At 57.8% G+C, this 19529-nt stretch carries 22 protein-coding genes and 2 pseudogenes; 13 read left to right on the top strand and 11 right to left on the bottom strand.

Annotated features, from left to right (window positions below):
• Positions 1 to 26: 26 nt before the first annotated feature.
• Entirely contained in the window at positions 27 to 1103 is a 1077-nt protein-coding gene (gene hppD, locus ACYZTL_RS04110; protein WP_461950701.1) for a 4-hydroxyphenylpyruvate dioxygenase, read from the bottom strand.
• Positions 1104 to 1355: 252 nt separating this feature from the next.
• Positions 1356 to 2300 carry a DMT family transporter gene (locus ACYZTL_RS04115; RefSeq protein ID WP_461950702.1) on the bottom strand — a complete coding sequence of 315 codons (945 nt, stop codon included), beginning with the start codon at positions 2298 to 2300 and terminating at the stop codon, positions 1356 to 1358.
• Between the two features lie 78 nt (positions 2301 to 2378).
• On the opposite strand from ACYZTL_RS04115, the gene ACYZTL_RS04120 reads away from it, so the two are divergent.
• The 3 genes from ACYZTL_RS04120 to ACYZTL_RS04130 all read left to right on the top strand — a co-directional run bounded on the left by ACYZTL_RS04120 (position 2379) and on the right by ACYZTL_RS04130 (position 5502).
• Positions 2379 to 3251, top strand: coding sequence for a LysR family transcriptional regulator (locus tag ACYZTL_RS04120; protein WP_461950703.1), 873 nt, complete (start codon positions 2379 to 2381; stop codon positions 3249 to 3251).
• 115 nt (positions 3252 to 3366) lie between these two features.
• A complete protein-coding gene (locus ACYZTL_RS04125; RefSeq protein ID WP_461950704.1) occupies positions 3367 to 4902 on the top strand; it encodes an EAL domain-containing protein in 1536 nt (511 codons plus the stop codon).
• A 234-nt stretch (positions 4903 to 5136) separates the two neighbouring features.
• Positions 5137 to 5502 (top strand): histone-like nucleoid-structuring protein, MvaT/MvaU family, encoded by a 366-nt coding sequence (locus ACYZTL_RS04130; RefSeq protein ID WP_461950705.1) that lies wholly within the window; start codon positions 5137 to 5139, stop codon positions 5500 to 5502.
• Between the two features lie 168 nt (positions 5503 to 5670).
• Here ACYZTL_RS04130 and ACYZTL_RS04135 read toward each other — a convergent pair whose 3' ends face one another.
• Complete coding sequence (locus tag ACYZTL_RS04135; protein WP_461950706.1) at positions 5671 to 6195, bottom strand: DUF4946 domain-containing protein; 525 nt, start codon at positions 6193 to 6195, stop codon at positions 5671 to 5673.
• Between the two features lie 145 nt (positions 6196 to 6340).
• Between ACYZTL_RS04135 and gloA the strand changes: the two genes are divergently transcribed.
• A complete protein-coding gene (gloA, locus tag ACYZTL_RS04140; protein WP_461950707.1) occupies positions 6341 to 6862 on the top strand; it encodes a lactoylglutathione lyase in 522 nt (173 codons plus the stop codon).
• Between the two features lie 8 nt (positions 6863 to 6870).
• Here gloA and ACYZTL_RS04145 read toward each other — a convergent pair.
• From ACYZTL_RS04145 to ACYZTL_RS04160, 4 genes and pseudogenes are all read right to left on the bottom strand, one after another.
• Positions 6871 to 6948: pseudogene (locus ACYZTL_RS04145) on the bottom strand (outer membrane lipoprotein carrier protein LolA); the annotation flags it as partial.
• Positions 6949 to 6995: 47 nt separating this feature from the next.
• On the bottom strand, positions 6996 to 8561 hold the full coding sequence (gene ahpF, locus ACYZTL_RS04150) for an alkyl hydroperoxide reductase subunit F (RefSeq protein WP_461950708.1): 1566 nt from the start codon (positions 8559 to 8561) through the stop codon (positions 6996 to 6998).
• Between the two features lie 128 nt (positions 8562 to 8689).
• Entirely contained in the window at positions 8690 to 9253 is a 564-nt protein-coding gene (ahpC, locus tag ACYZTL_RS04155) for an alkyl hydroperoxide reductase subunit C (protein ID WP_008155117.1), read from the bottom strand.
• A 138-nt stretch (positions 9254 to 9391) separates the two neighbouring features.
• Positions 9392 to 10330: a site-specific integrase gene (locus ACYZTL_RS04160; protein WP_461950709.1), complete on the bottom strand. Its 939-nt coding sequence runs from the start codon at positions 10328 to 10330 to the stop codon at positions 9392 to 9394.
• Positions 10331 to 10610: 280 nt separating this feature from the next.
• Between ACYZTL_RS04160 and ACYZTL_RS04165 the strand changes: the two genes are divergently transcribed.
• Positions 10611 to 11621: a DNA-binding protein gene (locus ACYZTL_RS04165; protein WP_461950710.1), complete on the top strand. Its 1011-nt coding sequence runs from the start codon at positions 10611 to 10613 to the stop codon at positions 11619 to 11621.
• A gap of 92 nt (positions 11622 to 11713) precedes the next feature.
• Here ACYZTL_RS04165 and gorA read toward each other — a convergent pair whose 3' ends face one another.
• Both gorA and galU read right to left on the bottom strand, forming a co-directional pair.
• Positions 11714 to 13072, bottom strand: a complete 1359-nt coding sequence (gene gorA / locus ACYZTL_RS04170) for a glutathione-disulfide reductase (RefSeq protein ID WP_461950711.1) — start codon at positions 13070 to 13072, stop codon at positions 11714 to 11716.
• A 130-nt stretch (positions 13073 to 13202) separates the two neighbouring features.
• Complete coding sequence (galU, locus tag ACYZTL_RS04175) at positions 13203 to 14042, bottom strand: UTP--glucose-1-phosphate uridylyltransferase GalU (RefSeq protein WP_056739849.1); 840 nt, start codon at positions 14040 to 14042, stop codon at positions 13203 to 13205.
• A gap of 280 nt (positions 14043 to 14322) precedes the next feature.
• Here galU and ACYZTL_RS04180 point away from each other — a divergent pair, with 280 nt between their 5' ends.
• Together ACYZTL_RS04180 and ACYZTL_RS04185 are read left to right on the top strand one after the other, a co-directional pair.
• Positions 14323 to 14511, top strand: a complete 189-nt coding sequence (locus tag ACYZTL_RS04180; RefSeq protein WP_461950712.1) for a hypothetical protein — start codon at positions 14323 to 14325, stop codon at positions 14509 to 14511.
• Between the two features lie 142 nt (positions 14512 to 14653).
• Positions 14654 to 14935, top strand: coding sequence for a hypothetical protein (locus ACYZTL_RS04185; protein WP_461950713.1), 282 nt, complete (start codon positions 14654 to 14656; stop codon positions 14933 to 14935).
• Between the two features lie 12 nt (positions 14936 to 14947).
• Here the strand turns inward: ACYZTL_RS04185 and ACYZTL_RS04190 are convergent, their stop codons facing one another.
• Positions 14948 to 15178, bottom strand: coding sequence for a hypothetical protein (locus tag ACYZTL_RS04190; RefSeq protein WP_461950714.1), 231 nt, complete (start codon positions 15176 to 15178; stop codon positions 14948 to 14950).
• Positions 15179 to 15250: 72 nt separating this feature from the next.
• Positions 15251 to 15610 carry a hypothetical protein gene (locus ACYZTL_RS04195; RefSeq protein ID WP_461950715.1) on the bottom strand — a complete coding sequence of 120 codons (360 nt, stop codon included), beginning with the start codon at positions 15608 to 15610 and terminating at the stop codon, positions 15251 to 15253.
• A 198-nt stretch (positions 15611 to 15808) separates the two neighbouring features.
• Here ACYZTL_RS04195 and ACYZTL_RS04200 point away from each other — a divergent pair, with 198 nt between their 5' ends.
• The 6 genes and pseudogenes from ACYZTL_RS04200 (at position 15809) to ada (ending at position 19452) form a co-directional block, all read left to right on the top strand.
• Positions 15809 to 16111: a DUF1883 domain-containing protein gene (locus ACYZTL_RS04200; RefSeq protein ID WP_028620033.1), complete on the top strand. Its 303-nt coding sequence runs from the start codon at positions 15809 to 15811 to the stop codon at positions 16109 to 16111.
• A gap of 34 nt (positions 16112 to 16145) precedes the next feature.
• Positions 16146 to 16316, top strand: a complete 171-nt coding sequence (locus tag ACYZTL_RS04205) for a hypothetical protein (RefSeq protein WP_461954388.1) — start codon at positions 16146 to 16148, stop codon at positions 16314 to 16316.
• A 347-nt stretch (positions 16317 to 16663) separates the two neighbouring features.
• Positions 16664 to 16948: pseudogene (locus tag ACYZTL_RS04210) on the top strand (methylated-DNA--[protein]-cysteine S-methyltransferase); the annotation flags it as partial.
• The gene (locus tag ACYZTL_RS04215) at positions 16945 to 17649 is read left to right on the top strand and encodes a 2OG-Fe(II) oxygenase (RefSeq protein WP_461950716.1); all 705 of its coding nucleotides are present in this window, start codon (positions 16945 to 16947) and stop codon (positions 17647 to 17649) included. The pseudogene ACYZTL_RS04210 and the gene ACYZTL_RS04215, both read left to right, overlap by 4 nt.
• Positions 17639 to 18319, top strand: coding sequence for a DNA oxidative demethylase AlkB (gene alkB / locus ACYZTL_RS04220; protein ID WP_461950717.1), 681 nt, complete (start codon positions 17639 to 17641; stop codon positions 18317 to 18319). Before ACYZTL_RS04215 ends, alkB begins: the two co-directional genes overlap by 11 nt.
• Before the next feature lie 86 nt (positions 18320 to 18405).
• Complete coding sequence (gene ada / locus ACYZTL_RS04225; RefSeq protein WP_461950718.1) at positions 18406 to 19452, top strand: bifunctional DNA-binding transcriptional regulator/O6-methylguanine-DNA methyltransferase Ada; 1047 nt, start codon at positions 18406 to 18408, stop codon at positions 19450 to 19452.
• The last annotated feature ends 77 nt before the right edge of the window (positions 19453 to 19529 follow it).

Consider the following 19529-nt stretch of genomic DNA (forward strand, 5'->3'; position numbering starts at 1 on the left):
GCTGCGATCTTTTGACCTAAAACGGTTTAGTCGGTGGACAACACGCCACGACGAACCTGGTCACGTTCGATCGATTCGAACAGCGCCTTGAAGTTGCCTTCGCCGAACCCATCGTCGCCCTTACGCTGGATGAACTCGAAGAACACCGGCCCCATCAGGGTTTCCGAGAAGATCTGCAACAGCAGACGCTTGTCGCCCGACTCGGACGAACCGTCCAGCAGAATGCCCCGCGCTTGCAGTTGATCAACCGGCTCGCCGTGGTTCGGCAAACGGCCTTCGAGCATTTCGTAATAGGTTTCCGGAGGCGCGGTCATGAAGCGCATGCCGATGCTTTTCAGGTGATCCCAGGTCTTGATCAGATCCTCGCTGAGGAACGCCACGTGCTGGATGCCCTCGCCGTTGAACTGCATCAGGAACTCTTCGATCTGACCGGCGCCCTTGGACGACTCTTCGTTCAACGGAATGCGGATCATGCCGTCCGGCGCGGTCATCGCCTTGGAGGTCAGGCCGGTGTATTCGCCCTTGATGTCGAAGTAGCGGATTTCACGGAAGTTGAACAGCTTCTCGTAGAAGTTCGCCCAGTACGCCATCCGACCGCGATACACGTTGTGAGTCAGGTGGTCGATGATCTTCAGACCGACGCCGACCGGGTTGCGGTCAACGCCTTCGATGAACACGAAGTCGATGTCGTAGATCGAACTGCCTTCACCAAAACGGTCGATCAGGTACAGCGGCGCGCCGCCGATGCCTTTGATGGCTGGCAGGTGCAGTTCCATCGGACCGGTTTCGATGTGGATCGGCTGCGCGCCGAGTTCCAGTGCGCGCTTGTAGGCCTTTTGCGAATCCTTGACCCGGAATGCCATGCCGCACACCGACGGGCCGTGCTCGGCCGCGAAGTACGAAGCAACGCTGTGGGGTTCGTTGTTGAGGATCAGGTTGATCGCGCCCTGGCGATACAGGTGCACGTCTTTGGAGCGGTGGGTCGCGACCTTGGTGAAGCCCATGATCTTGAAGATCGGCTCCAGGGTGTTCGGGGTTGGCGATGCGAATTCGATGAATTCAAAGCCCATCAGGCCCATTGGGTTTTCGTATAAATCTGCCATGGTCGGCGCCTCATCATTTTCTGGTCAATTAACGGATCGTTAGTTGCTGGCAATGCTGAGACCGGCGGGTGGCGCGCAGGAGATGCCACGCACGCTGCGGGCGAGGAAGTCACCGTAGATCAATTGAAACCCAAAACTCTTCATTGTCGACCCAAGGCTAATGCGGGCGAGGCTTCTGCTGCCAGAAGACGATTATTCTTATATGCGTAACCGGATTCTACACAGCGTAAATAGGTTTGTCCGCCTTCTGTATCAAATCCCCTTTTTCCCTGCTCGCGCAAGGGGTTTGTTGCACAGGAAAATCCCCGCCAGAATCAGGCCGCCACCCAGACACATCGGCAAGGTCAGTTGCTCGCCCAACAGCAACGCGCCGAGGATGACCGCGGTCAGCGGGTTCAAGGCAATGAACACGCCGGAACGGGTCGCGCCGATTTTGCGGATGCCATCGTAATAGCCGATGTACGCCAGTGCCGAGCCCAAAACGCCCAGGTACATCAGGCTCAACCATTGCGTCGGACCCAGACTGACCAGCGTCGCAATGCTCAACTCGCCCCTGACGGCACTGGCAACCCAGAGCATCACCGTGCCAAGCAAGATCGAATACGTCACCGTTTGCACCGGCCCAAGGGTCTGATTCAGCGTTTTGGAGCACAGCGAGTAAATCCCCCAGCCCAGGACGCAGCCGAAAATCAGCAGATCGCCGATCCACGCGTCGGCATTGCCAGCCAGCAACTGCGGGTTGCGGCTGACAATCACCAGGCTCGCTCCCGCAATGCAGATCGCAATGCCGACGACCTTCACCCGACTCAAGCGCTCCTTGAACAGCAGCCACGAGGCCAGGCCGATGACCGCCGGGTTCAGCGCCACGATTAATGACGCCCGGGAGGCATTGATGTAATGCAGGCCATAAAAGAAGCACAGGTTGTAGAAGAAGATGCCGAAGAACCCCAGCAGCGTCAGTTGCAGCCATTGCCTGGGGCTGGGCCGCGCCAGCGGCACGCGGGCCACCAGCAAAAACAGCAGTAGCGCCACACTCGCCAGCAAGAATCGCAGGCTGGCGGCGAGCAACGGGCTGAGGCTGTCTGCCAGAAAGCGCCCGGCAACGAAGGTGCCACCCCAGATCATGGTGACGGTAGCGAGCTTGAAATACACCGCCACGTCGGAGGGTTCCGACACCCTGTGTTCATATGCAGTCATAGGTCCCCGGATTGAGAAGTCCAACAGATGACGTATCATTCCGCTAATACCAGATCATCGTAAAATGAGTAAACACTCATGACCCTCACCCAACTGGAGATTTTCTCGCTGGTGGCCGAGCTGCACGGCTTCACAGCGGCGGCCAATCGTCTGGGAATTTCGCAATCCGCGGTGTCTCACGCCCTCAAGTCGCTGGAGCAGGAGTTGGGTGTCGAACTGCTGCGTCGGCATCAGTCCCAAGTCGAACTCAGCGATATCGGCCAACAACTGTTGCTGCGGGCCCGGGCGATGCTCGGGCTGGCCAACACCTTGCGCCAGGAAGCGGCCGATGCTCGCGGAATGAAACGCGGCACGCTGCGCATCGGCTCGTTCGGTCCGACTTCGTCGATCAAGCTGCTGCCTAAAATACTGCAGCACTACCGCGCCGCTCACCCGGGCATCGAAGTCCACATTGATGAAGGTCCCGACCGTCAGGTAATCCAGTGGCTGGAAGAGCGGCGCATCGACATTGGCTTCGTGGTGTTGCCGCAGGAGCGCTTCGACACCTTCGCGCTGATCGAGGACCAGATGGTCGCGTTGCTGCCCGTCGATCATCCGCTGGCTGTTCGCGAAAGCGTATGCCTGGGCGACTTATGCCACGACCCATTCGTGCTGACCGAAGCCGGCTCTTCGGAACTGGTATCGCGCTTGTTCAGTGCAGCGCAACTGACGCCCAACATTCGCTTCCGCTGCTCGCAACTGCTGAGCACGCTGGACACTGTTGGCCGTGGCGATGCGTTAACGGTAGTCGCCGAAGGTTCACTGCCCGACGACCGCGACAACCGCTATGTGAAAAAACCGCTATCGCCAGCGGTCGCACGCCTGGTCGGCCTGGCGGTGCTCGACCAGCGTCAGTCTTCACCGGCAGCGCTGGCCTTTATCAAACTTGCTACAAGTCTGGACTTCCGTTGAACGGCACAAGCCTTGAACGCCAACTATCATGGCCCCTGACCGAACTCTTTTTGGGAGGCGTGCCGTTGTCCTGCCAGCATTTGAGAGCCCTACTTCATCGTTACAGGTTTCGCGAATGCCACTGACTGTCAAAACCCGCGGTAAACGCGGCACACGGATTGCTGTGACGGTATTGAGCGGTTTGCTCCCGATGCTGCTGGGGTTCGCCATTCTGTACGTGCAGGCTGAGCGTGCACTTCAGCAAAGCACCCAACTGACCGCCGAAGAAGCCATCCGCCAATTCGACCTGATGCTCGACAACACCGCCCAGGCCGCGCGTGAGTTAATGCCGTTGGCCGGTCAGCCCTGCAACGACGTCAAACTGGCCTTGCGCGAACAGGTCACCCGCCGTCCGTTCGTGCGCTCGACGAGTATGGTGTGGGACGACAACCTCTATTGCAGTTCGTTGTTTGGTGACTATCAGGAAAAGGTCAACGCCGGCGATTACACCCAAGGCAAGTTATGGCTCATGAACGGCAACCCGGTCACGCCCAATACCGCGTTGTTGGTGTACCGGCTCAGCGAAGGAAAACAGGGGGCATTGACCACCCTGGACGGTTATCACTTGAGTAACATGCTGCGCTTGATTGGCCGCAAGATATTGCTGTTGCTGCGAGTCGGCCCAAGCTGGTTGTCGGCCGACGGCAAGGTCCACGAAGAGGCCCTGCCCGCCCTGCCCGTCGCCGAAAGTAAAATGATGTCCTCGCGTTACGCCTTCACCGTCGCGGCGGGTTTCCCCGAGGGTGAGACCTGGCGTTACATGAGCCGCGAGTATCCGCCGCTGTTCAGCTTGCTGATCTTTTTTGGCGTCGCGTCCGGCCTGATTGGACATGTTTTGCAAAAGCGTTCGACGTCGCCCAGTCATGAACTAAAGCGTGCGCTGGAGGCGGCGAAGTTTGTTCCGTATTTTCAGCCAGTGGTGCATGGCGCGAACAAGAAGTGGTCCGGCACCGAAGTATTGATGCGCTGGAATCATCCGAAGGAAGGCCTGGTTCGCCCTGACCTGTTCATCCCGTTTGCCGAGCACTCTGGCCTGATCGTACCGATGACTCGCTCACTGATGCAGCAAACTGCGCAACTGCTGGCACCTGTCTCCTCCTCGTTCGACGAGCCGTTTCACATCGGCATCAACATCACTGCCAGCCACTGCAAGGACCTGGAACTGGTCGAGGATTGCCGGGAGTTTCTCGGCGCCTTTGCGCCGGGCTCCATCCATCTGGTGCTGGAGTTGACCGAACGCGAACTGATCGAGCCAACCGCCATCACCTTGCAGTTGTTTGAGCAGCTTCACGCGCTGGGCGTGATGATCGCCATCGACGACTTTGGCACTGGTCACTCAAGCCTGGGTTACCTGCGCCAGTTCAATGTGGATTTCCTGAAAATCGACCAGAGCTTTGTCGCCATGATCGGCGCCGATGCGCTTTCCCGGCACATTCTGGACAGCATCATCGAACTCTCGGTCAAGCTCGATCTGGGCATCGTTGCCGAAGGCGTGGAAACCGAGGAACAGAGTGATTATCTCACCGCTCATGGTGTGAACTTCTTGCAAGGTTATCTGTTCGGCCGGCCGATGCCCGGTGCAGACTTCGTTGATGCATTAAGTCACCATTAACTAGCGCCTTTATGCGATAAGACAACGAGGTCGCGCACCGATATGAATCAAAAGACTACTCTTGTTACATGAAGAAAAAGTCATGATTTACTCTTTGCCCATTAACTACTACAATTTTTCATACCTGCGCTAGATTCGCAGGGGAGCCATTTATCACCGAGTCGCTTCAAGGCTCTTGGCTTATAGCTTTGTTTGCGGTTGGTATCAGCCAAACACACTATTGGAGTAAAGATATTGTCCAGACTCGCTGAATTTCGTGCAGCTGAAAAGGCCCTTCAAGAGCAGCTCAAGCAGCTGGAATCCCTGAAGAACGATGCCGGGCTCAAGAAAGAAATCGAATTCGAAGAAAAGCTCCAGGGGCTGATGAAAACCTACGGCAAGAGCCTGCGCGACATCATCGCCATCCTCGATCCAAACCCGGCCAAATCCGGCCTGCAACAAGCCGCTGCGCCTAAAACCCGCCGCGCTCGCGTGGTCAAGGTTTATCAGAACCCGCACACCGGTGAAGTGATTGAAACCAAGGGCGGCAACCACCGCGGCCTGAAAGCCTGGAAGGAACAATACGGTGCTGCCACCGTTGATTCCTGGCTGCGCGGCTAAGTACTCGCGGTGACAAAAAAAGCCCTGCCTTACGCAGGGCTTTTTTCATGGATACCATTCCAAATGCAACGATTGGAATCGATCAACTCGCTACTTGCAGATTAACTTTGTGCTTAATCCCTTTGGGTATCTAAAGATTGCGAAATGCACGATCACGCAAACCTTCAACTAAAGTTTCAAGCTGTTACGAGCAGCCTCTATTTCATCCAGGCTTGCCTTATAAGCCTCGGCCTGCCCCGCGTACGAAAGAACATAGGCCTTATCGGCATCCACCGCCGCGACCAATGTTTGCGACAGCACATGTCGGCCGTTTTGGGTAATCGTGCAGGTAGTTTCCAGTGCCGATAGCCGGCTCAGTGTCGCTGGATGGATTTTGTTGCAGACGCTTTGATAGCCACCCAGGAAGAAGTCCTTCTGCACTGACTTGCGCATCTCCAGCAAAACGCCTTGCAAATTCACCTGATGACCGCTTTCCACGGGCGTCACGGTCAACTCCATCACCATCACCGGTGTACCGCCCTGATCATTCTTCACCGCGCGCTGGCGGGACACCTGGGGCTTGGCATCATCCTGCGGGATCGCTTCAACTTCCCAGCCATCTGGCCAAGTCACGATCGGCGTCTGCGCATGAGCGCAAGTAATGCCCGACAGCAGGCCAATCAGAACGAACAGCGATTTACAGAATCGGATCATTGCAACGAACACTCACGGATTGAACCGTAAAGTCTGAGCCTCGCCAGCCTGTCAGGCAATAGCCGACGGTTTGGGTTTGGTGATGCCTGAACCCTTGCGTATCATTGGCGTCATTCGTTAGCCCCACTTATTTTCCGGAGGGCCCATGAGCCTGCACGAATTGAACACCTTCCCAGGCGTTACCGCCCAACCTGATACCGCCACCCGGAAGTTCGTCTTCAACCACACCATGCTGCGGGTCAAGGACATCACCAAGTCACTGGATTTCTACACGCGCATTTTGGGTTTCTCGCTGGTGGAAAAACGCGACTTTCCGGAAGCCGAGTTCAGCCTGTATTTCCTGGCACTGGTCGATAAAGACCAGATCCCGGCCGATGCTGCGGCCCGTACCGAGTGGATGAAATCGATCCCCGGCATCCTCGAACTGACCCACAACCACGGCACCGAGAACGACCCGGATTTTGCCTACCACAACGGCAACACCGACCCACGCGGCTTCGGCCACATTTGCATCTCGGTGCCGGACATTGTCGCTGCGTGCGAGCGTTTCGAAGCGTTGGGTTGCGATTTCCAGAAGCGCCTGAGCGACGGCCGCATGAAGAGCCTGGCGTTCATCAAGGATCCGGATGCCTATTGGGTCGAAATCATCCAGCCTGCGCCGCTGTAAAGTCCCTTTGTAGGAGCGAGCTTGCTCGCGAAAAACCTGAGATCGCCGCGGGGAGCCAGCCTCCCAGCGTCATCGTTGGCGACCATCGCGAGCAAGCTCGCTCCTACAGGGGTTGTGTTTTCAGCGTCGGCAATTACGCCGGGGCCGATGTCCGGATCAGGTGATCGAAGGCGCTCAGGGAGGCCTTGGCGCCCTCGCCCACTGCAATCACGATCTGCTTGTACGGCACGGTCGTCACGTCACCGGCAGCAAACACACCCGGCAACGATGTCTCGCCACGCGCATCGACGATGATCTCGCCACGCGGCGACAACTCGACGGTGCCTTTGAGCCAGTCGGTGTTCGGCAGCAAACCGATCTGCACGAAGATGCCTTCGAGATTGACCGTGTTGAACTCACCCGAATCGCGATCCTTGTAGACCAGACCGGTCACTTTCTGGCCGTCACCCTTCACTTCGCTGGTCAGTGCGCTGGTGATGACATTGACGTTCGGAAGGCTGAACAACTTGCGTTGCAGCACGGCATCGGCGCGCAGCTTGCTGTCGAATTCCAGCAGCGTGACGTGACTGACAATACCGGCCAAATCAATCGCCGCTTCAACGCCGGAGTTACCGCCGCCGATCACCGCTACGCGCTTGCCTTTGAACAGCGGGCCGTCGCAGTGCGGACAGAAACATACGCCTTTGGCTTTGTATTCCTGCTCGCCCGGCACACCCATTTCACGCCAGCGCGCGCCCGTGGCAAGGATCAGCGCCTTGGTCTTGAGGGTGGCGCCACTTTCAAAACGAACCTCGTGCAACTCGCCGGGATTCTTCGCCGGAATCAGCGCGGTAGCCCGTTGCAGATTCATGATGTCGACGTCGTACTGCTTGACGTGTTCTTCGAGCGCGCTGGCCAGTTTCGGCCCTTCGGTCTCCTGCACGGAAATGAAGTTCTCGATGGCCATGGTGTCGAGCACCTGCCCACCAAAACGCTCAGCCGCCACACCGGTGCGAATGCCTTTACGGGCGGCGTAGATCGCTGCCGAAGCACCGGCCGGACCACCGCCGACGACCAGCACGTCAAAGGCTTCTTTGGCGCTGATTTTTTCGGCTTGGCGTTCGGCGCCGCTGGTGTCGATCCTGGCGAGGATTTCTTCCAGGCCCATGCGGCCCTGGCCGAAAATTTCGCCGTTCAGGTAAATGCTTGGCACGGCCATGATCTTGCGATCATCGACTTCGGCCTGGAACAACGCGCCGTCGATGGCAACGTGGCGGATGTTCGGGTTCAGTACCGCCATCAGGTTCAGCGCCTGAACCACGTCCGGGCAGTTCTGGCAGGACAGCGAGAAGTAAGTCTCGAAGCTGAACTGGCCTTTGAGCGAGCGGATCTGTTCGATCACTTCCGCGCTGGCTTTCGAGGGGTGACCGCCGACTTGCAGCAAGGCCAGCACCAGCGAGGTAAATTCGTGGCCCATCGGGATGCCGGCGAAACGCAGGCTGATATCGGCACCGGGGCGGTTGATCGAGAACGATGGCTTGCGTGCGTCGTCACCGTTATCGAGCAAGGTAATCTGGGTGGAAAGACTGGCAACGTCTTTCAGGAGTTCGAGCATTTCCCGGGATTTCGCACCGTCGTCGAGGGATGCAACGATCTCGATCGGCTGAGTGACCCGTTCCAGGTACGATTTCAACTGGGCTTTAAGATTGGCGTCCAACATACGGGCGATTTCCTTAGCTTTCTTGAGGCGAAAAAAAGCCCGAGCGAATCTCGCCCGGGCTTTTCTATTGGGCGGTGCAGCTTACTTAGTAGGTGCGGGATTCCGCCCTGATGAAGCGTGTCACAGACTTAGATCTTGCCGACCAGGTCCAGGGACGGAGCCAGAGTGGCCTCGCCTTCTTTCCACTTGGCTGGGCAAACCTGGCCTGGGTGAGCAGCGACGTACTGAGCAGCCTTGATTTTGCGCAGCAGCTCGGAAGCGTCACGGCCAACGCCGCCATCGTTCAGTTCAACGATTTTGATCTGGCCTTCAGGGTTGATCACGAAGGTGCCACGGTCAGCCAGACCGGCTTCTTCGATCAGTACGTCAAAGTTGCGGGAGATAGCGTGGGTCGGGTCGCCGATCATGGTGTACTGGATTTTGCCGATGGCTGGCGAAGTGTTGTGCCAGGCAGCGTGGGCAAAGTGGGTGTCAGTGGAAACGCTGTAGATTTCGACGCCCAGTTTCTGGAACGCGTCGTAGTTGTCAGCCAGGTCTTCCAGTTCGGTCGGGCAAACGAAGGTGAAGTCGGCTGGGTAGAAGAACACGACAGACCACTTGCCTTTCAGGTCAGCGTCCGACACTTGTACGAAGTCGCCATTTTTGTAGGCGGTAGCTTTGAACGGTTTAACTTGGCTGTTGATGATAGGCATCGTTGACTCTCCGTCAGGGGTTAAGAAGTTGATGGAGTGAACTCTACCCACTCGACGGACGGATGGCTCATTGGCAAACTTGATGCTGCTGATGGGTTTTCGCTATTAGCCGACAGTATTAATAGAAGGAAACGATATCTACGGCGCCAACGGCCTTTCAGACATCCGGGCCATCCCGAGAAACGGATTGGCGTCTACGTAGCGCATCGCCGACTTCATATCCTTCCAGCCCACGTAGCTCATCAGCGACTTCAAGTCCCAACCACTTTGATGGGCCCAGGTGGCAAAACCGCGTCGCAGGGAGTGACTGGTGTACTGCTCGGCCGGAATGCCAGCGCGTTCCAGTGCCTGGCGCAACAACGGGATCACGCTGTTGGCGTGCAGCCCCTCCTCACTCAGATGCCCCCAACGGTCAATGCCACGGAACACCGGCCCGCGCACCAATGCGGCCTCGGTCATCCAGGCGATGTACGCCTGCACCGGGCACAGGCGCTGCAATGCCGGTGTCTGGTAGGTCTTGCCGAGGTTTTCGCGGTCGCTCTTGCTGCGTGGCAGATACAGAGTGATGCCTGAGCCGGCACTGGCCTGAACGTGCTCGATCTGTAGTCGACACAACTCGTCGCTACGGAAACCGCGCCAGAAGCCCAACAGGATCAGTGCCATATCGCGCCGGGCTCTTAGCAGAGCAGGTTGATCGTTTTGTGATTTGGCGATTTGTGCTTCCTGCTCAAGCCAGGTCACCACTTGCTCCAGATGTTGAAGCTGCAATGGCTCAGCCTGCTTCTCCTGCGCCGGGTGCAGTGCGCGAATGCCCTTGAACACCTTGCGCACAACGGGCGCCTTGGTGGGATCGGCAAACCCCTGGCTGTTATGCCACTGCGCCAGCGCCGACAAGCGCAGCTTCAGCGTATTGATCGATAACTCACCGGCGTACGCCACCAGATAGCGCGCGACGCTGTCGGCAGTGGCTGGCAGAAAGCCGCCCCAACTCACTTCGAAATGCTCGATGGCCGCTCGATAGCTACGGCGGGTGTTGTCGCGCGTGGCGGCTTGCAGGTATCGATCCAGCTCGGTCATGGCGGTGACTACTGTAGGAGCGAGCTTGCTCGCGATGGAGGTAAACGATGACGCTAACTGCCTGAGTGATCGCAGTGCCTGGAGGTTTTTCGCGAGCAAGCTCGCTCCTACAGGAGGGTTTTGTACGGGAATGGAGCTGCGAACAATTCAGAATCGTTGTCACACGGGGTAATACCAGTATATCCCGTATTAATAACTTACACTTTTTCCATTTTTAGCATGCATGGTACACTGCGTACTTTAGTGGTACGTACCACAGTACGAAATCGTAGGAGAACACATGGCTCGTGGCGGTATAAACAAAGCAGTGGTTCAAACAGCGCGCCTGGCTATCCTCGCCCGTGGCGAACACCCCAGCATCGACGCTGTACGCATCGAAATGGGCAACACCGGCTCAAAAACCACCATTCACCGGTATTTGAAGGAACTGGATGACGGTATCGAACCCGCCGCACCCTCCTCCGACCCCATTGATGACGAGCTGACAGGGCTGGTCTCGCGCCTCGCGCAACGCCTCAAGGAACAGGCGCAAGAGCCCGTCGATCAGGCTCGTGCGCAGTTCGAACAACAACGAAAAGAGCTGGAAATCCAGCTGACTGACGCGCAAGAAGCCCACAGTGAATTACAGCAGCAGTACGAGCTTCAAACCCTGGCGCTGACGCAGGAATCCGACACCCTGCAAAACACTCTGTCCATGCTGCAGACCGAGCAAACCCGCAACGCCGGACTGAACCAGGCGCTGGCCGACTTCGAGTTACGCTTAAATGACAAGGACGAGCAGATCCGCTCCCTTGAAGAAAAGCACCTGCACGCCCGTGATGCGCTGGAACACTATCGCAATGCCGTCAAAGAGCAGCGCGAACAGGAGCAACGACGCCACGAAGGTCAGGTGCAGCAGATTCAAATGGAATTGCGCCAGACTCAGCAAAGCGCCCTTGTGCGTCAGGATGAAATCACCCAGCTGCACCGTGACAACGAACGCTTGCTGACTGAAAACCGTGGCACGCTGCGGGAACTGAGCCTGTTGCAGGAACAGCTCAAGCAGACCCACACCCGCCAGGATCAATTGCTGGAGCAGGTCAACCGTATCGACAGCGAGCGCACCCTCCTCCAGGAACGCTTGCGTGCAGCGCTGCTGGAAAGCCAGTCGCTGAAACAGAACGTCGAGGAGCAGTCGCAGATCAAAAAGTCGCTGGAAATCGAATTGACCAAGGCCCAGGCAGCGCTTGAGGAACGCGCACCAAGCCCCCCCTGTAGGAGCGAGCTTGCTCGCGATGGACGTAAACGATAACGCGTAAAATCAGATGCCCGGCGGCGCCCTTGAGTTTTTCGCGAGCAAGCTCGCTCCTACAAGGCTTAACCGCCAGACGCAGCCAAGGCCGATTAACCCGCGACCGGCGCACGCATGGTGACGAACTCTTCGGCGGCCGTCGGGTGCACGCCGATGGTTTCGTCGAAGTCACGCTTGGTGGCACCCGCTTTCAAGGCGATTGCCAGACCTTGCACGATCTCGCCGGCATCCGGCCCGACCATGTGACAGCCGAGCACTTTGTCGGTCTTGCCATCTACCACGAGCTTCATCAGCGTGCGCTCCTGGCACTCCGTCAAGGTCAGCTTCATCGGGCGGAAGCGGCTTTCGAAGATCACCACGTCGTGACCGGCATCGCGAGCCTCCTCTTCGGTCAGGCCAACGGTGCCGATGTTTGGCAAGCTGAACACAGCCGTCGGGATCATCTTGTAATCCACCGGACGATACTGCTCAGGCTTGAACAAACGCCGTGCAACAGCCATGCCTTCGGCCAGTGCGACCGGTGTGAGCTGGACCCGACCAATCACATCGCCAAGGGCCAGGATCGACGGCTCGGCGGTCTGGTATTGCTCGTCCACTTCGACGAAACCTTTCTTGTCGAGTTTGACCCCGGTGTTTTCCAGCCCGAGGTTGTCCAGCATCGGGCGGCGGCCGGTGGCGTAAAACACGCAATCGGCTTCCAACTGGCGACCATCCTTGAGCGTCACTTTCAGACTGCCGTCGGCCAGTTTTTCAATGCGCTCGATGTCGGCATTGAATTGCAGATCCATGCCACGTTTGGTCAGTTCTTCCTGCAAGTGTTTGCGCACTGCAACGTCGAAGCCGCGCAGGAACAGCTCACCGCGATACAGCAACGTGGTCTCGGCGCCCAGGCCGTGGAAGATCCCGGCGAACTCGACGGCAATGTAACCACCGCCCACGACCAGCACGCGTTTTGGCAACGCTTTGAGGAAAAACGCCTGATTGGAACTGATCGCATGCTCGTGCCCCGGAATCTCCGGGATCTGCGGCCAGCCGCCGGTAGCAATCAGGATGTTCTTCGCAGTAAAGCGTTCGCCATTGATCTCGACGGTATTGGGGTCGACGATTTTGGCGTGGCCTTCATGTAGCGTCACGCCGCTGTTGACCAGCAGGTTGCGATAGATGCCGTTCAGGCGATTGATCTCGCGATCCTTGTTGGCGATCAGCGTTGCCCAATCGAACTGTGCTTCACCCGGCGTCCAGCCGAACCCGGAAGACTGCTCGAAGTCTTCGGCAAAGTGCGCGCCGTAGACCAGCAATTTCTTCGGCACGCAGCCGACGTTCACACAGGTGCCACCCAGGTAACGGCTCTCGGCCACGGCCACTTTCGCGCCAAACCCCGCCGCGAATCGCGCAGCCCGCACACCGCCGGAACCGGCGCCAATCACATAAAGGTCAAAATCAAAGGCCATTTTCAATCTCCTCGGCAGACCACCAGCATACCCGCCGCCGTTTGTTGGGCAAGCGCTGCAGACTATTTGGGGGCGGAAAATGAAAAAGCCACCCGAAGGTGGCTTTTCAGTACAAGCAGGTCAAACGCTATCAGTAAGCCTTGCCCGTCTTGTAGAAGTTCTCGAAGCAGAAGTTGGTTGCTTCGATGTAGCCTTCAGCGCCACCGCAGTCGAAACGCTGGCCCTTGAATTTATAGGCAATCACGCAACCGTTCTTCGCCTGCTTCATCAGGGCGTCGGTGATCTGGATCTCGCCGCCCTTGCCTGGCTCGGTTTGCTTGATCAGCTCGAAAATGTCCGGAGTCAGGATGTAACGACCGATGATCGCCAGGTTCGACGGAGCGTCTTCCGGAGCCGGTTTTTCGACCATGTTACGCACGCGGTACAGGTCATCAGCGATCAACTCGCCAGCGATCACGCCGTACTTGTTGGTTTCCTGCGGATCCACTTCCTGGATCGCGACGATGGTGCAGCGATACTGTTCGTACAGCTTGACCATCTGGGTCAGTACGCCGTCGCCTTCGAGGTTGACGCACAAGTCGTCCGCCAACACCACGGCGAAAGGTTCGTCGCCGATCAGTGGGCGACCGGTCAGGATAGCGTGGCCCAGGCCTTTCATTTCAGTCTGGCGAGTGTAGGAGAACGAGCACTCGTCGAGCAGTTTGCGGATGCCGACCAGGTATTTTTCCTTGTCGGTGCCCTTGATCTGGTTTTCCAGCTCGTAGCTGATGTCGAAGTGGTCTTCCAGGGCGCGCTTGCCGCGACCGGTGACGATGGAGATTTCGGTCAAACCGGCGTCCAGAGCTTCTTCGACGCCGTACTGGATCAGTGGCTTGTTTACCACCGGCAGCATTTCTTTGGGCATGGCTTTAGTCGCTGGCAGGAAGCGAGTACCGTAACCGGCTGCTGGGAACAAGCATTTCTTGATCATATAAGTCCTTAAAAGGGCTGTGTGTACGAGTTTCGGCGCAGTCTAATCAGGCCGCGTGCACCTTACAATGCCCCGCGCTGGCTAACCGATGCCATCATAGAGAAATATTCTTGCGGATAGTTCCGCAGATCGTTCCGGTGCCTTCTATAGATAGCAGAGATTCCGACCGGCGCCGACGAATTTGCCGCCCACAAATTCGCACCACCATACGCCCATCAGCACCTGCTGAATGCAATTGGCGCTATCATTGCGCAATTGAACCAGCCAACGAGGCAGATAGATGTCGGTAGCAAAAAGTGTCAACGGATTCCTGATCAATCAGGCGAAAGACGGCCAGTGGTGGGTAGACAGCGTCAGCGGCGAGAATATCGCCGGGCCATTCCCGACCGAAGCGTTGGCGATTGAAGTGGCGTCCGTATTGGAGCTTGAACACCCGGCTCCCAAACGCCGCGGCAAAGACAAGACCTGATCCGAACCCGATTTTCTTGCCCAAGCCCTGCCTAGCGCAGGGTTTTTTTACGATTGCGGCCGATGAAGTGGCCTTTCGCTATAACCTTTTGATTCCGGCGCTGTCACAGGCTTAGCCCTATTATCCTGACGACGACCACGACATGATTAAATTTTTGCCCCTGATTGCGATCCTGGCCCTGAGCGGTTGCGCCACTTCCGAAACCACCTACCTGAACAACGGCGAGCAAGGCCTGGCCATCGACTGTTCGGGGGAAGCCAATTCCTGGGCCACCTGCTATGAAAAAGCCGATGCTTCGTGCGCAGGCACCGGCTATCGAATCGTTGGCACCGACGGCACACCTTCAACCAAGGAAAGTGACAAGACCCTGGGCGTCGATGTGGGCAATTACAAAAACCGCAGCGTCGTGGTGGTCTGCAAGTAAGGCACTCGTGCCCTAAATGTGAATTTCAGCGAATTTGATCCCGAGACCGCGCACAGTCTCGATCAGATCGTCGAGGCGGCTGAAGGATTCGACTTCATCGTTGTCATCCACCAGAAAGTAACTGCGCCCGGCGCTTTTCTTGAAAAACACGATCCATTCCCCCGGGGTCGCCGGATTCTGAATCACATGGGTGGCAGAGATATGACCCTCTGCATGCCGCTCCCGTACTTGCTCTCGCTTCATGCTCGACTCCATAAATGACAATGCCGCCAAAGCGTTGCTTTGACGGCATCGGTGCTGACTGTCGCTATTCTATCAGCCGGAAATGCACGCAGTAGCGGCATTGCGCACATCCATCGGGCGCAATGGCACATTGGAAATACGTTCATGCAGCTTGATGCTGCTGCCGCTGGAGCGCTCTTCAATATCGAATACGGCCGCCGGTCCCGACGAGAATTTCTGCGGCACGATGACCCGCACGCCTTCCTTCTCCTGCGGCTCGATTTGCAGGGCACCACGGCTGCTGGCCAGTTTCTCGGTCAGGCACTGCGCGTATTCATTGGGCTTCTTGCCGGAAATCACGTTCATGGTGGGCAGCGACTCGTTGATTTCCGAGACACTCGCACAACCACTTATCGCCAATGCAAACGGCAAGACCCACGCACCCCGCTTCATACAAAACCTCCGACAGCACAAATGCTGGTTTTCTCCGAGGCTCACTGCTTTTATCGCTCATGGAATTCCGAATAACTGTTTTTAATTGTCAAAGCGAACCCCGACGACCGGATAATAACCTGTTCGGGCTGATAAACTGCGCCAATCGCCCATGCTATCGTTTTGATTTTGTAGAAAAAGCCCTTCTGGAGGCGCCTCATGAAATTTATCCACCAGCGCGAGCACCTCAATGAAGACGACATCGTCGTCATCCAGTGCTCCCAAATGTGCAACATCCGCTTGATGAACGACGCCAATTTCCGCAGCTTCAAAAATGGCGGCCGTCACACTTACCATGGCGGTGCGTTCGACACCTTCCCGGCCCGCATTACTGCGCCGAGCACCGGTTTCTGGAACATCACCATCGACACCGTCAACCGTCGCCCGATCAGCGTGACTCGCAAACCGACCCTGACTCACTCCATCAAGATTATCCGCCGCTCCACCACGAAACTGAGCTGAGCGACACCCAACTCGAACATAAGCAGGAATGACCGTGGCCCAAACGACCAAGTACGTCATCAAATACAAACTCAATGGCGAACGCCGCTTCGAATTTGCCCAGCTTGAAAACGGCACCGAAGCAGAAGCCAGAGCCGCGCTGGACGCCATTCATGGCCAGGGCGAAGACGTCATCAGCGATATCAGCGTCAGCAAAGCGCTGTAACGGGATTCGGAGCGACAACGTGGATGTCTGCTCCGTCCGTTGAATTCGACCGCAAGCGCCGGAGTGTTCACGAAGGCAGCGCTCCCTAGACTGGCCACCTCAACCTTTGGTTAAGGAGTCAGAATATGTCTACTTCCCCGATTCGTTTCATCAGTGGCACGTCCAGCCTTGGCACCTTGTTGCTGGCCTCCAGCGCGCAAGGTCTGTGCGCATTGCTGCTCGGTGAAGACCTGGCAACGCTGGAGCGTGATCTTGCTCGGCGGTTCCCTGGCCAACCAACGCCCAAACGTGATGAAGGCTTGCTGCCTGCACTGGAGCAAATCCTTTGCTATCTCGACAACCCTCTGAACGTGCTCGATCTGCCACTGGATCTGGCGGGTAGCGCTTTCCAGCAACGCGTCTGGGAAGCTTTGCGCCAAATCCCGCTCGGCAAAACCGCCAGCTACCAGCAAATCGCGCAGCAACTGGGGCAACCCAAAGCCTTTCGGGCCGTGGCCAATGCCTGCGGCGCGAACCCGCTGGCGGTCATCGTGCCGTGTCATCGGGTCCTGCGTCAGGACGGCAGCCTCGGCGGTTACCGCTGGGGTCTGGAACGCAAACGGCAACTGCTGGGACGTGAGGCGCTGCAATGATCGAGCAGTTTCTGGATGCTTTCGACTGGGCAGCGCTGGAGCGGCAACTGGATCAGGATGGCTGCGCGATCATCCGCTCGCTGATCAGCAGCGAGACGTGCGATGACATCAGCGCGCTGTACGCCCGATCCGAACCGTTTCGCTCGCAAGTGATGATGGCTCGTCACGGCTTCGGCCGCGGCGAGTACAAATACTTCAGGTATCCGCTGCCAGACGTCGTCGCCACATTGCGCCAAGCGCTCTACCCTCGGCTGGTGCCGATCGCCAATCGCTGGTACGAGCAAATGGACCTGCCGGTCCGTTTCCCTGAAAGGCATGCAGCGTTTCTTGAGCGCTGTCATGCCGCCGGTCAGGTGCGTCCAACCCCGTTGTTGTTGCAATACGGGCCACAGGACTACAACTGCCTGCATCAGGATCTGTACGGCGAACACGTTTTTCCGCTGCAAGTGGCGATTCTTCTGTCAGAGCCGGGCGAAGATTTCACTGGCGGCGAGTTTGTCCTGACCGAACAACGCCCACGGATGCAGTCGCGCCCCCAGGTCATTGGATTGAAAAAGGGTGACGCGGTGATCTTTGCCGTCAACCAGCGACCGGTCAAAGGCTTCCGTGGCTATTACCGGGTCACCCTGCGCCACGGCGTGAGTCGCCTGCACAGCGGAAAACGGCATACCCTAGGAATCATCTTTCACGATGCGTTGTGACTTTATGAATCCGACCACTTTCGATCTGTTTGCCGACTCGGAGCCCGAGCAGCAGCCTCGGCGCGAGCAGATTGGCGAACAGTCCTACGTCTTGAGAGGCTTTGCCCTACCCTGGCTGGAACAGTTGCTGCCCGCATTGGAAGCGGTGCTGGTGGCAGCACCGTTTCGACAGATGGTCACACCCGGCGGCTTTACCATGTCAGCGGCCATGAGCAGTTGCGGCACATGGGGCTGGACCACCGACCGCAGCGGTTATCGCTATTCACGTCATGATCCACAAACCCATGCCCCCTGGCCGGAAATGCCGCAGGTATTTTTCGAGCTCGCACATGCGGCGGCGCTGGAAGCCGGTTTTGCCGATTTCGTACCCGATTCCTGCCTGATCAACCGCTATATCCCCGGCGCGAAGATGTCCTTGCACCAGGACAAGGACGAAGCGTCCTACGCAGCGCCGATCGTTTCGGTGTCGTTGGGCTTGCCGGCGATGTTCCTGTTCGGCGGTTTTGAGCGCAGCGACAAAAGCCAGCGGGTGCCGGTGTTCCATGGCGATATCGTGGTCTGGGGCGGCGTCGATCGCCTGCGTTATCACGGGGTCTTGCCGATCAAGGAGGGCCAGCATTCGCGTATGGGTGAACAACGGATCAATTTCACGTTTCGTACCGCACAATGAGCCCACGAATTTGACCGCAAGACCCGGAGTGCAACGACCCTGCCGGCTGGTTACTCTGAATCAAACGGGTCAACGGACATGAAGCCATGACAACCACCGTGAACGATCCCCGCTGGGCCGCCGTCGTCGCCCGAGATCCCCGCGCGGATGGGCAGTTTGTGTATGCGGTGAAAACCACCGGCATCTACTGCCGCCCCAGCAGTCTGGCGCGCTTGCCGAAGCCGCAGAATGTCGAATTCTTCGACACGGCCGAGCAGGCCCAGGCAGCGGGTTACCGCCCGAGCAAACGAGCGTCAAAGGATCAAAGTGACGTCGCCGCGCAACATGCCGCGACCGTCGCCGCGGCTTGTCGCCAGATCGAGACGGCCGAGCATCTGCCAGCATTGATCGAATTGGCCGAGGCTGCGGGCCTGAGCAGTTTTCACTTCCATCGGGTGTTTAAAACCGTGACCGGACTGACACCCAAGGGCTACGCCACGGCTCATCGCTCACGCAAGGTGCGTGCACGATTGACCGATGGAGGTTCGGTGACCGACGCGCTGTATGACGCCGGCTTCAATTCCAACAGCCGCTTTTATGAGGCAGCGGATCAGCTGCTAGGCATGAAACCCGGTGATTACCGCGCCGAAGGTCAGAACAACGACATTCGGTTTGCCGTCGGCCAGTGTTCACTGGGGGCGATTCTGGTGGCGCAAAGCGTACGCGGTGTTTGCGCGATTCTGCTGGGTGATGATCCGCACCAACTGGTGTGCGACCTGCAGGACAAATTTCGGCGGGCCAATCTGATCGGCGCCGATCATGAATTCGAGCAACTGATCGCCAAGGTCGTCGGCTTTATCGAAGCCCCGGCCATCGGCCTGGATTTGCCGCTGGACGTTCAAGGCACGGCGTTTCAGGAGCGCGTCTGGCAGGCGTTACGGGAGATTCCTGCAGGCAGCACCGCCAGTTACGCTGATATCGCCCAGCGCATCGGCGCACCGAAAGCCGTGCGCGCCGTGGCTCAGGCCTGCGGCGCGAACAGTCTGGCGGTGGCGATCCCGTGCCACCGCGTGGTGCGCAGCGACGGCAACCTGTCGGGCTATCGCTGGGGGGTGGAGCGCAAGCGGCAGTTGCTGGATCGTGAAGGCCAATAGATCAAAAGATCGCAGCCTGCGGCAGCTCCTACATTGGAAGGCGTACATCCTGTAGGAGCTGCCGCAGGCTGCGATCT

The organism is Pseudomonas sp. LB3P81 (assembly GCF_054897965.1).